General features: G+C 49.2%; 9 protein-coding genes. 6 read left to right on the top strand and 3 right to left on the bottom strand.

The window, feature by feature from the left end; translation table 11 throughout:
• Position 1: 1 nt before the first annotated feature.
• Positions 2-757 (bottom strand): 4-hydroxy-tetrahydrodipicolinate reductase, encoded by a 756-nt coding sequence (gene dapB / locus J5A66_RS00190; RefSeq protein ID WP_211790497.1) that lies wholly within the window; start codon positions 755-757, stop codon positions 2-4.
• Between the two features lie 514 nt (positions 758-1,271).
• Between dapB and murF the strand changes: the two genes are divergently transcribed.
• Together murF and tnpA are read left to right on the top strand one after the other, a co-directional pair.
• Positions 1,272-2,573: a UDP-N-acetylmuramoyl-tripeptide--D-alanyl-D-alanine ligase gene (gene murF, locus J5A66_RS00185; protein ID WP_211790496.1), complete on the top strand. Its 1,302-nt coding sequence runs from the start codon at positions 1,272-1,274 to the stop codon at positions 2,571-2,573.
• Positions 2,574-3,131: 558 nt separating this feature from the next.
• Positions 3,132-3,590, top strand: a complete 459-nt coding sequence (tnpA, locus tag J5A66_RS00180) for an IS200/IS605 family transposase (RefSeq protein WP_211790495.1) — start codon at positions 3,132-3,134, stop codon at positions 3,588-3,590.
• Positions 3,591-5,156: 1,566 nt separating this feature from the next.
• On the opposite strand, the gene J5A66_RS00175 is transcribed toward tnpA, so the two are convergent.
• The gene (locus tag J5A66_RS00175; RefSeq protein ID WP_211790494.1) at positions 5,157-5,921 is read right to left on the bottom strand and encodes a UDP-2,3-diacylglucosamine diphosphatase; all 765 of its coding nucleotides are present in this window, start codon (positions 5,919-5,921) and stop codon (positions 5,157-5,159) included.
• An 81-nt stretch (positions 5,922-6,002) separates the two neighbouring features.
• The gene (locus tag J5A66_RS00170) at positions 6,003-6,323 is read right to left on the bottom strand and encodes a metal-sulfur cluster assembly factor (protein WP_211790493.1); all 321 of its coding nucleotides are present in this window, start codon (positions 6,321-6,323) and stop codon (positions 6,003-6,005) included.
• Positions 6,324-6,689: 366 nt separating this feature from the next.
• Between J5A66_RS00170 and J5A66_RS00165 the strand changes: the two genes are divergently transcribed.
• From J5A66_RS00165 to pnp, 4 genes are all read left to right on the top strand, one after another.
• A complete protein-coding gene (locus tag J5A66_RS00165; protein WP_211790492.1) occupies positions 6,690-7,376 on the top strand; it encodes a succinate dehydrogenase/fumarate reductase cytochrome b subunit in 687 nt (228 codons plus the stop codon).
• A 28-nt stretch (positions 7,377-7,404) separates the two neighbouring features.
• Positions 7,405-9,387 carry a fumarate reductase/succinate dehydrogenase flavoprotein subunit gene (locus tag J5A66_RS00160; RefSeq protein ID WP_211790491.1) on the top strand — a complete coding sequence of 661 codons (1,983 nt, stop codon included), beginning with the start codon at positions 7,405-7,407 and terminating at the stop codon, positions 9,385-9,387.
• A gap of 48 nt (positions 9,388-9,435) precedes the next feature.
• Entirely contained in the window at positions 9,436-10,191 is a 756-nt protein-coding gene (locus J5A66_RS00155; protein WP_211790490.1) for a succinate dehydrogenase/fumarate reductase iron-sulfur subunit, read from the top strand.
• Between the two features lie 382 nt (positions 10,192-10,573).
• The gene (gene pnp / locus J5A66_RS00150) at positions 10,574-12,790 is read left to right on the top strand and encodes a polyribonucleotide nucleotidyltransferase (protein WP_211790489.1); all 2,217 of its coding nucleotides are present in this window, start codon (positions 10,574-10,576) and stop codon (positions 12,788-12,790) included.
• Positions 12,791-12,798: the final 8 nt, after the last annotated feature.

The raw sequence follows: 12,798 nt of genomic DNA, 5'->3' as shown, positions 1-12,798 counted from the left end.
GTTAAAAAGGGAAGAGCAGGTCCATGGTGAGGAGCCCGTGGTGTGTCTTTGTATATTCGGCTGCTAAGACGGCACCCAGGGCAAAGCCGCGTCTGGAGTGAGCATCATGCGTAATGGTGATGCTGTCGGCCTCGCTTTCATAGGTCACCGAGTGGATGCCTGGCACTTCATCGCGCCTGATGCTGTTGATGGGCAGTTGCCGTTCACTGGTCTGCCGACTGGGAATGAGACTGCCGTCGGCAAGGTGTTGCTCGCCCTGCACCCAACCATCCTTTCGGTCCAGCTGGTCGATGATGTCCTGTGCCAGCGTGATAGCCGTGCCCGAAGGCGCATCGAGCTTGTGAATGTGGTGCGTCTCGGTTAGTTCTACATCATATTGCGGAAAACCATTCATTAACTTGGCGAGCTGCCGATTGACGGCCGAGAAGAGGGCAACACCCACCGAAAAGTTGCTCGACCAGAAGAGTGTGTGCCCCTCTTCTTGGCAAAGCCGCTCGATTTCCGCGCCATGCGCCTCTTGCCACCCCGTAGAACCCGACACCACCTTTACCCCGCGGGCAAAGGCTTTTAGGTAATTGCCGTATGCAGCCTGAGGTGTGGTGAACTCGATGGCCACATCTGCTGAGGCAAAAGCTGCGCTCTCGAAGTCGGTCTGGTTGTCGGCATCGATGATACTCACAATTTCATGCCCACGACTGAGGGCTATCTCTTCAATCATTCGGCCCATCTTGCCGTAGCCTATCAATGCAATCTTCATGCTGATATTCAAATTTTTATGGGGCAAAGTTAGCGAAAAATGAATACACCGCTGTGTGTTGCTGCCTTAAAATAACCAAAACAGACGCACCGAGGTCTCTTCTTTTCCGCATACAAAGAGACTGTGTTGACGCTGTTTTCAGGGCTATGGGAGGCGCATTTTTACGACTACGGAAACGATTTTGTATTTCGTTGAGAATCAGGTGTTTAGAAAACGTTTTTCAAAAGCTTAGCTTTTGCATGCCGTTTTCTTAGCTTTTGGTCTCCATTTTCTTAGCTTTTGAAGCGTGTTTCCTTAGCTTTTGCAAAACGAGCGGAAAACGCCTCTTGCGCGGGAAAGAACGTTTTTATCAAGCCAAACGAACAAAGCCAAGCTTGCTGGAGCTTTGTCGCGGCGAAAAAACGCACTTTTTGAGGAACGAAAAAAGAATGAAAAAGGAGATGAGAAGAGGTGCGGGGTGTCGGAAAATGCGTACTTTTGCAATATATTTTTTGTAGACAATAACCCATTTTCTATGACAACAGAAGAGCTTTATGGCATTTTCGAGCAGCATCCCGTGGTGACAACCGACAGCAGAGACTGTCCCGAGGGAAGCATTTTTTTTGCACTCAAAGGCGCGTCGTTCAACGGTAACGCATTCGCCGCTCGGGCTTTGCAGCAGGGATGTTCGTATGCCGTTGTCGATGAGGAGGCCTATCGGGTGGCAAGCGACGAGCGGTTCATCTTCGTACCCGACTCTCTGCACGCCCTACAGCAGTTGGCCAGGCACCATCGCCGGGTGTTGGGCACCCGCATCGTGGGCATCACCGGCACCAACGGAAAGACTACGACGAAAGAACTGTTGGCGGCGGTGCTCTCCAAGAAGTTCGACGTACTTTATACACAGGGCAATTTCAACAACGACATCGGCGTGCCCAAGACGTTGTTGCGACTGAAGCCCGAACATGAGGTGGCCGTTGTGGAGATGGGAGCCAGTCATCCCGGCGACATTCGAACACTGGTGGACATCGTAGAACCCGACTTGGCCCTCATCACCAACGTGGGAATGGCGCATCTTCAGGGCTTTGGCTCCTTTCAAGGGGTGGTCAAGACGAAGGGAGAACTGTATGATTTCATGCGCCATCGGCCCCATGGAAAGGTGTTTATCGATGCCGGCAACCCGCATTTGATGGGCATTGCTGAGGGGCTCGACTTGGTTTCTTATGGAGCTTCCCTCTCTCCCGAGCTGGAAGTAGGGGGCGAAGTGGTGTCGTGTGCACCGTTCTTGCGGCTCTGTTGGCAGCATCGGGGGGGCGAAAGGCACGAGGTGCAGACGCATCTCGTGGGAGGTTACAATCTGCTTAATGCGTTGGCGGCGGCCTGCATCGGTCTTTATCTGGGCGTTCTGCCCGGAGAGGTGGATGATGCACTGGCCAATTATGTTCCCAGCAACAACCGTTCGCAATTAGAAGTGACGCCGCATAACCGCCTGATTATGGATGCTTATAATGCCAATCCTACCAGTATGACGGCTGCTCTGCTTAACTTCGCCCGTATGGAGGTAACCCCCAAGATGGCGATTCTGGGCGATATGCGCGAACTGGGAGCCGTGAGTGCTGCCGAACATCAACAGATTGTCGATCTGCTGGGCACGCTTCCTCTCGACGAAGTGTGGCTCGTGGGCGAGGAATTCGGACAGACGACGTGTCCTTTCCGTAAGTTCAAGAATGTGGAAGAGGTGAAAACGGTTTTGCAACAACAACGGCCCGAGGGACGTTATATCTTGGTGAAAGGAAGTAACGGCATTCATTTAGACAAACTTTCTTCCGCGTTGTAAACGTGATTTCTTTACGTCTGTTCGAGAGAGAGCCAACTTCCGCGTAGGGATTGGTCTGTAGATCCTTTATTGATAGTAGCTGCTACATTCCTCTTTCCCTAACTACCGCGTAGCGTTGGTCTGTAGATCCTTTATTGATAACAGTTGCTATATATTCCTTTCACTAACTACTGCGTAGCGATTGGTCTGTATACCCTTTATTGATAGCAGCTACTAAAGTCCCCTCTCGCTAACTACCGCGTAGCGTTGGTCTGCAGATCCTTTATTGATAGCAGTTGCTATATACTCCTTCCACTAACTACTGCGTAGCGATTGGTCTGCAGATCCTTTATTGATAGCAGCTGCTACATTCCTCTTTCCCTAACTGCCGCGTAGCGGTTGGTCTGTTGGTAGAGCAGGGTTGGCAAGCGAAGCGAGCCTACCCTGTTTAGGTTGCGGCAGAAGAAAACAAGGCCGTAGGTCTTGGTCTGTTTACATTCGCAGCATTGATTTTAAGCTTGATAGATGGGTTAAATAGCAAATGCTTATCTTTGCACTAACCATACATATCAAGTCTACATGTCTCAAACACTCTGCAACCTGCTCATTCACGGCGTATTTCATAAGAAAGGAACAGCCCCTAACATCCGAAAAGATGACCAACAACGTCTCCATTCTTTTATACAACAAACTTGCAAGACTCATCAATGCCCATGTTTGATCGTCAATGGCCCTGGTGATCACCTGCATTTTCTGGTCGTTCTTTCTCCTAATATGGCCTTATCGCATCTTGTCGGGGAAATAAAACGTACTTCAACGCTGTTTCTCAAAGAATGTGATGCCACGTATTATCGCCGCTTCCAATGGCAATCCGGCTATGGTGGCTTTACTGTTTCTGAGAGATTAAGAGATGCCGTGTATAATTATATTGCACATCAAGAGGAACATCACAAAAGAAATTCTGTGCAAGATGAATTTGAATTGCTCTTGAAAAATGCGGGAGTCATACGATATGAAAGCAGATATTATTGGCAATAAGTGTTAGTTTTCAATACTATTTTCCAAAGGAATAAGATTCAAACGTAAACAGACCAAGACCTACGGCCTTGTTTTCTTCTGTCGCAACCTAAACAGGGTAGGCTCGCTTCGCTTGCCAACCCTGCTCTACCAACAGGCCAACCGCTACGCGGTAGTTATCAAGAGAGATTTTTAGCATCTGCTATCAATAAGGGGTCTATAGACCAATCGCTACGCGGTAGTTATCGAGGAGCGTCACTTCAACAAGGTAGGGACGCTTCGCTTGCTAACCCTGCTCTACTAACAAACCAACCGCTACGCGGTAGTTCGTTATCCCGAACGAACAAATAACAGACAGAAAAGCAACACGGAAATAATCATCAGCAGCTTGCAGAACAATCAACAACATACCATCAAACGTTTAACAAAAATCCATTAAACGCTTATCAATACATCGTAACACATCCATCAACATGGCATCAAACATTCAACAAAAAGTCAAAACATAACATCCTCAATATCAGTTATTTACAAAACGCAACACAAAAGCTAAGAAAATGGAGTGTAAAAGCTAAGTTTTTGCAATGCGTTTTCTTAGCTTTTGCGCGTTGTTTTCTTAGCTTTTGAAAATCATTTTATAACATCTTGACGATCAGGTGCTTACTATACTTGTTGGTGAATCTTATACATCCTTGCGCAAACAACCCCATCGGGGTTGATCTGTTGGTAGGGCAGGGTTGGCGAGCGAAGCGAGCCTACCCTGTCTACGGCACGCAAAGAGAAAACAAGGCCGTAGGTCTTGGTTTCTCCAATCTCTTTCAGTTAGGAGATTAGAGGGCGTTTTGGTCTGTTCAATCCTCCTAATTGAGGGGATGAGAGGGTATGTTCCAATCTGTTTGAGTCCCTCATTTAGGGGACTGAAACAGACCAACCCTGATGGGGTTGAATGGGGAAGAGGCCCTCTTAGACAGGGTAGGCTCATTTCATTCGCCAACCCAGCCCTACCAACAGACCAACCCTTACAGGGTTGTTTCTTATCTCGACTGCTCCACTCCTTCTCTCTACTCCTTCCTTCTTCTCTTCTTACTCCTTCTTTCTCTCCTCCTTACTCCTCAAAAGCTAAGAAAACGCATTGTAAAGGCTTAGCTTTTAAAAGTCGATTTTGTAGATCAACCGCTCATTATACTCACACTGGAAGACAAAAACGACTCTTACTCGCCCTCTCTCTGCTTGGCCGAATTTCTGGCTATCGCCGCCATATTCCGCCCTATTTCTTTGGGCAGGAAGAAAGAAAACAACGTTTTGTCAAGTCAAAAAGAACGTTTTTGTCAAGCTAAATGAGCAAAGCCAAGTATGCTTGGGCTTTATTGTGGCGAGAATTGAAAGTCGTCAGCATGGAGTTTTTAATGAAGTGGAAAGGCAAAACGCACTTATTGAGGAACGAGAAAAGAGGGGTTACTTGGTAGTTTGTGATTCCGAACGGATGTGATTTCTTGCCACGAGAAATGGTTGAACAAAAGATAAGAACGAAAAAAGAAGCCTCGCCGGGGCTTCTTTTTTCGTTCTTCTTCTTTGGATAGGAGCTGTTTAGGGTTGCGATTCGCCCTCGATGTATTGCTCCATAAAGAGATGCTCGCCGTCGAAGACAGCATAGGTGAATTGCCAAATCCAGTCGCCGAGAATGAGCATGCGCGTTTTATGTGGGAGCATCAGGTCGAGTTCGATGTGACGATGACCGTAGATAAAGAAGTCGATGTCCTGATGTTCTTTCATATAGGCTTTGGTGAAACGCACGAGATACTCTTTTTCTTCTCCGAGATAAGGCATCTCTTTGCCGTCGGCTCTTTTCATTCGGCTGTGTTTTGCCCAGTTCAAACCCAGCGACATGCCCCATCTGGGATGCAAAGCGTTGAGCAAATGCTGGCAAAAAGTGTTGCGGAAGAGGCGGCGAAGAAAGCGAAAGAGCGGGTCGGGATCGCCCAATCCATCGCCATGAGCCAGGAAAAACACTTTGCCAAGAATCTCTGTGGTGATCGGTTTCTGGTGAACGATGAGTCCGCATTCTTGTTCTAAATAGCCGTAAGTCCACAAATCGTGATTGCCCACGAAGAAATGCACCTCTACTCCCTGGTCGGTCAGTTCTGAAAGCTTACCGAGAAAGCGCGTATAGCCTTTGGGCACGACGTATCGGTATTCGTTCCAGAAGTCGAACAGGTCGCCCATGAGATAGATTGCCTCGGCTTTCTCCTTGATACTGTCGAGGAAACGAACCAATCGCCGTTCCTGTGTGCGCCCGTGCGGAATAGCAAGCGAACCCAGATGGGCATCGGAAAGGAAATAAACATTCTTCATGCTGACAGGATTTTCAACGTTGTGCGCACGTCTTCTCTTGGTTCTCACATGTTGGTTGGGAGGAGAAGACAAGGCCAGTTCTTATTCAAAGCCGAGTTCTACGCGGGCTTCTTCGCTCATCATGCTCTGATCCCAAGCAGGCTCGAACACCAGTTCGATGTTCGAAGCGGTGACGCCCTCGATGCTTTCTACCTTGGTGCGCACGTCTTCAAGGATGAAATCGGCAGCCGGACAGGCCGGTGCAGTGAAGGTCATATCAAGGTCGAGCACGCCATCTTCATGCAAGTCTACCTTATAAATCAAGCCTAAATCGTAGATGTTGACGGGAATTTCCGGGTCGTATACGGTTTTGAGCACATCGATGATGCGCTCTTCTATCTTCAGTTTTTCTTCTTGTGTCATTGTAAATACGGGTTTGATATTGTTTTCCGCAAAGATAATGAAAAATGGAGGAAATGCTTTCCGCAAGGCATCGGTTGCCGCTTGGAAAGCATTTCTTGTCGGGGGATATATATAATAAGGTATACGAGGCTCAGTTTAGCCCGACCTTGTTATATATTTTTATAGATAATTATGAAGTTCGGAGAGGCTTTATTTTCGTAAAAAAACTTTGACGGATCACTAAAATATAGTATTTTTGCAGTCTATTACACCTGTTCGATACCTAAAACAAGGTATTATGCCCGGACAAAAATGGTCTGTCCGGGCCCTGGAGCACTGCTATCGGCAAGAAAAAACAACAAATAAAATATTAAATTTCAATCATTTATGTGGTTAATCAATTCTTCTATTGGTAGAAAAGTGATCATGTCGGTCACCGGCGTAGCGCTGATTCTGTTCTTGACATTCCACATGTCGATGAACGTTGTGGCACTATTCTCGGGTGAAGCCTACAACATGATTTGCGAATTTCTGGGAGCCAACTGGTATGCCGTTGTGGCAACGGTGGGTCTCGGAGCATTAACGGTGCTCCACATCGTGTATGCTTTCATTCTGACGGCACAGAATCGTAGGGCCCGTGGCTCTGAACGGTATGCCGTTACGGCACGTCCGGCGAAGGTAGAATGGGCCTCGCAAAACATGTTGGTGCTGGGTATCATCATCGGTTTGGGCCTGTTGCTGCACTTGTTCAACTTTTGGTACAACATGATGTTTGCCGAATTGGTGGGCATGGAGACGAAGTTCCACCCTGCAGACGGCTTCTCTTACATTCAAGACACCTTCTCCAACCCGGTGTATGTGGTGCTTTATGTGGTGTGGATCGTTGCCATTTGGTTCCATCTTTCTCACGGTTTCTGGAGCGCGATGCAGAGTTTGGGCGTGAATGGGAAGGTTTGGTTCGACCGTTGGAAGATGATCGGACTGGTGTATACCACACTGCTGATGCTCGGTTTTCTCGTTGTGGTTTTGGCTTTTGCAGTGGGTTGCGCGCCCAGTCTGTGCTGCCACGCTTAAATTTCATCATGGTTAAAAACATAAGATTATGGCAATTAAAATAGACTCAAGGATTCCTGAAGGACCAGTGGCTGAGAAATGGACCAACTACAAGGCTCATCAGCGATTGGTGAACCCAAAGAATAAACTGAAATTGGATGTCATTGTGGTGGGAACGGGCCTGGCAGGAGCCAGCGCAGCAGCCTCTCTGGGAGAGATGGGCTTCAACGTTCTCAACTTCTGCATTCAGGATTCGCCCCGCCGGGCACACTCCATTGCGGCGCAAGGCGGTATCAACGCGGCGAAGAATTATCAGAATGACGGCGACTCTGTCTATCGTCTTTTCTACGATACGGTGAAAGGTGGCGACTATCGCGCTCGTGAAGCTAATGTTTATCGCTTGGCCGAGGTGAGCAATAGCATCATCGACCAGTGTGTGGCACAGGGTGTTCCGTTTGCTCGTGAGTATGGAGGTATGTTGGCTAATCGTTCGTTTGGTGGTGCGCAGGTAAGTCGCACGTTCTACGCCAAAGGACAAACGGGTCAGCAACTCTTGCTGGGAGCCTACTCGGCACTCAGCTGTCAGGTGCGCGCCGGAAAGGTGAAACTCTACACCCGCTACGAGATGGAAGATGTGGTGATTGTAGACGACCGCGCACGAGGCATCATTGCTAAGAATCTCGTCACAGGTAAGCTGGAGCGTTTCTCGGCTAATGCCGTAGTCATCGCTACGGGCGGATATGGCAATGCCTATTTCCTATCGACCAATGCGATGGGCTGCAACTGTACGGCTGCTATTCAATGCTATCGTAAGGGAGCATATTTCGCCAATCCGTCTTACGTTCAGATTCATCCTACCTGTATTCCTGTGCATGGCGATAAACAGTCGAAGCTGACGTTGATGTCTGAGTCGCTGCGTAACGATGGCCGTATCTGGGTGCCCAAGAAACTGGAAGATGCCAAAGCATTGCAGGCCGGCGAGAAGCGTGGGTCGGACATTCCTGAGGAAGATCGTGACTATTATCTCGAGCGGCGCTATCCTGCTTTCGGCAATTTGGTGCCCCGCGATGTGGCTTCGCGTGCTGCCAAGGAGCGTTGCGATAAAGGTTTCGGCGTGAATAACACAGGTTTGGCTGTGTTCCTGGACTTCTCCGAGTCGATCAACCGTTTGGGTATCGAGACCATTCTCCAGCGTTATGGCAACCTCTTCGATATGTATGAGGAGATTACCGACGTGAATCCCGGAGAGCTGGCCAACGAAATCAATGGCGTGAAGTATTACAACCCGATGATGATCTACCCCGCTATCCACTACACAATGGGTGGTATCTGGGTGGATTACGAACTGATGACCTCTATCAAAGGTCTCTTCGCTATCGGCGAGTGCAACTTCTCCGACCACGGAGCCAATCGTTTGGGTGCCTCGGCACTGATGCAAGGACTGGCCGACGGCTACTTTGTGTTGCCCTATACCATTCAGAATTACTTGGCCGACCAAGCTATTTGGCCGCGTCTGTCTACCGACCTGCCCGAGTTCGAAGAAGCCGAGAAAGGCGTTCAGGCAGAAATCGACCGACTGATGGGCATTCAAGGTAAGCGTTCGGTCGACTCAATACATAAAGAATTAGGTCATATCATGTGGGAACACGTAGGCATGGGCCGTACGGCTGAGGGTCTGCGCGAGGGAATTGCTAAGATGAAGGAACTGCGCAAAGAGTTCGACAGCAACCTTTTCATCCCCGGAAGCAAAGAAGGACTCAACATCGAGCTTGATAAAGCGATCCATCTGCGCGACTTCATCATCATGGGCCAACTCGAAGCCTATGATGCCCTGTCGCGTAACGAGAGCTGTGGCGGACACTTCCGCGAGGAATACCAAACCGAGGAAGGTGAAGCCAAACGCGACGACGAGAACTTCTTCTACGTGGGTTGCTGGAAGTATCAAGGCAACGACACAACAGAACCGGAGCTGATCAAAGAACCGCTGGAGTATGAAGCAATCAAAGTGCAGACGAGAAATTATAAACAATAATTTCTTAGCTCACGAGTCACTCCAATTTAGATATAAGACTTACAAGAAATGGAAAAGAATATAAGTTTCACACTCAAAGTGTGGCGTCAGAATGGACCCAAAGATAAGGGGCATTTTGATACGTTCGAGATGAAAGACATCCCGACAGACACATCGTTCTTAGAGATGCTCGACATTCTGAACGAGCAACTGATCGAAAGCGGAAACGAGCCTTTCGTCTTCGACCACGACTGCCGCGAAGGTATCTGCGGCATGTGCTCGCTTTACATCAACGGTCATCCCCATGGTCCGGCCACGGGTGCGACGACTTGTCAGCTCTACATGCGCCGCTTCAACGATGGCGATGTGATCACCGTTGAACCGTGGCGTTCGGCTGCCTTCCCTGTCATAAAAGACTGTATGGTAGACCGCGGTGCCTTCGACAAAATTATACAGGCCGGCGGATACACCACCGTTCGCACCGGTCAGCCGCAGGATGCCAACGCTATCCTCATCTCCAAAGAAGATGCTGACGAAGCAATGGACTGCGCTACCTGCATCGGTTGCGGTGCTTGCGTGGCTGCTTGCAAGAACGGATCGGCTATGCTCTTCGTTAGCTCTAAGGTGAGCCAATTGGCTTTGTTGCCGCAAGGACGTCCCGAGGCAGCTAAACGCGCTAAGGCTATGGTGATGACGATGGAAGAATTGGGCTTTGGCAATTGCACTAACACCCGTGCTTGCGAGGCCGAATGCCCCAAGAACGAGTCGATAGCCAACATCGCACGCCTCAATCGCGAGTTTATAACTGCGAAATTGGCAGACTAATACAAAAACATCATGAAGAAAAGAGCGGGGAGACCGGCCGAAAGGCTGTGTTTCCTCGCTCTTTTTGTTGCCTTTCCGCAGACCTCTTCGTGCGCAGGAAGTGGTCTCCGGTTCTCAATGTAGTCACTTGCGCGCATCGTTCTGATCATCTGCGCGCATCATTCTGATCATCTGCGCGCATCGTTTTAAACACTTCCAACCATTTCTCCAACCATCTCAGGCCATCACGCAACATTCATTTTACATTCGTTACTTGATGTTATGCGAGACGTTTCGGTCTGCTCTGAGCGAAAATAACTCCTTGATTATTCGTCATTTCCTTTTTTATTACCTACCTTTGCGCCAATTTATTTTTAGATGTTTTAAAACAATAAGTTTTTAGATGAACGTAATAACGAAAACAATTTCATTGCCTGATGGCAGAACCATCAGCATTGAGACCGGGAAAGTGGCAAAGCAGGCCGATGGTTCGGCTGTCGTTCGTATGGGCAACACCGTGCTCCTTGCTACTGTTTGTGCCGCAAAAGATGCAGTTCCCGGAACCGATTTTATGCCTTTGCAAGTTGATTACAGAGAGCAGTATTCTGCCGCAGGGCGTTTCCCTGGTGGCTTTACCAAACGCGAAGGCAAGCCCGGCGACAACGAGATTCTTACCTCGCGCCTTGTAGACCGCGTTTTGCGGCCCTTATTCCCCTCAAACTACCATGCAGAAGTTTATGTAAACGTGATGCTGTTGTCGGCAGATGGTGTTGACCAACCCGACGCTTTGGCCGGTTTGGCCGCGTCTTCGGCAATGGCATGTTCAGATATTCCCTTCGATTTCTACATCAGCGAGGTTCGCGTTGCAAGGGTTAACGGCGAATATGTAGTTAACCCCACCTTCGAGCAAATGAAGGAAGCCGACATGGATATCATGGTGGGTGCAACCAAAGACAACATCATGATGGTGGAAGGAGAAATGGACGAGGTTACCGAACAAGACCTTATTCAAGCTCTTAAGGTGGCTCACGAGGCCATCAAGCCCATGTGCACCATGCAAGAAGAACTGGCTAAGGAACTGGGTAAAGACGTTAAACGCGAATACGAACACGAGGTGAACGACGAAGATTTGCGTAAGCAGATGAACGACGAACTGTATCAGCCCGTGTACGACGTTACCAAGCAGGCTCTGGCTAAGCAAGAGCGTCACGACGCTTTCGATAAAATCGTTACCGACTTCTTGGAGAAGTACGACGCCAAAAATACCGAAAAGCTTACCGCCGAAGAGCTGGAAGAGAAGCACGCTTTGGCTGCACGCTACTACGACGATGTGTTGCGCGATGCCATGCGCCGTTGCATTCTCGACGAAGGCAAGCGTCTCGATGGTCGTAAGACCGACGAAATTCGCCCCATCTGGTGCGAAGTAAATTCGCTTCCCATGCCTCACGGCAGCGCCATCTTCACCCGTGGCGAAACGCAAAGCCTCTCTACGTGTACCTTGGGCACAAAGCTCGATGAGAAAATGGTAGACGATGTGCTCGACAAGAGTTACATGCGTTTCCTTTTGCACTATAACTTCCCTCCCTTCTCAACAGGCGAGGCCAAGGCTCAACGTGGTGTTGGCCGTCGTGAAATTGGTCACGGACACTTGGCTTGGCGTGGTTTGAAGGGTCAGATTCCTGCAGATTATCCCTACACGGTTCGTGTGGTAAGTCAGATTTTGGAGAGCAACGGTTCTTCGTCTATGGCTACCGTATGTGCTGGAACACTTGCCTTGATGGACGCTGGTGTACCTCTTAAGAAACCCGTTAGCGGTATTGCCATGGGTTTGATTAAGAATCCGGGCGAAGAGAAGTATGCTATCCTTAGCGATATTCTTGGTGACGAGGACCACTTGGGCGATATGGACTTCAAGACAACGGGAACGAAAGACGGACTTACTGCAACGCAAATGGACATCAAGTGCGACGGCTTGAGCTTCGAAATACTTGAAAAGGCCCTGATGCAAGCTAAGGCTGGTCGCGAGCATATCCTTGGTAAGCTTACCGAGACGATTGCCGAACCACGTCCCGAATTGAAACCCCAAGTTCCACGCATCGTGCAAATCGAAATTCCCAAAGAGTTTATCGGTGCCGTTATTGGCCCAGGCGGAAAGATTATTCAGCAGATGCAAGAAGACACGGGCACAACCATTACCATCGACGAAGTGGATGGCAAGGGTAAGGTTCAAGTCAGCGCACCCGACAAAGCCAGCATCGATGCAGCCCTTTCGAAGATACGTGCCATCGTGGCCGTTCCCGAAGTGGGAGAAATTTACGAAGGTACCGTGCGTTCGGTGATGCCTTACGGCTGCTTCGTAGAGATTATGCCAGGCAAAGACGGACTGCTGCACATCTCTGAAATAGATTGGAAACGCCTTGAAACGGTTGAAGAAGCGGGCATCAAGGAAGGTGACAAGATGCGGGTGAAACTGCTCGACATCGATCCCAAGACGGGCAAGTATAAGCTGTCTCGTCGTGTGTTGATGGAGAAACCCGAAGGTTATGTCGAGCGCGAACGCCGTCCGCGTGGCGACAGACCTGAAAGGGGAGAGCGCCGCGGCCGTGGAGATCGCGATTAAGAAGAAAG

The sequence above is a fragment of the Prevotella sp. oral taxon 475 genome, from assembly GCF_018127805.1.
In the GTDB taxonomy this organism is placed as follows: Bacteria; Bacteroidota; Bacteroidia; order Bacteroidales; family Bacteroidaceae; genus Prevotella.
The sequence above is the reverse complement of the archived record's forward strand: the minus strand, read 5'-3'. Positions and strand labels throughout refer to the sequence as shown.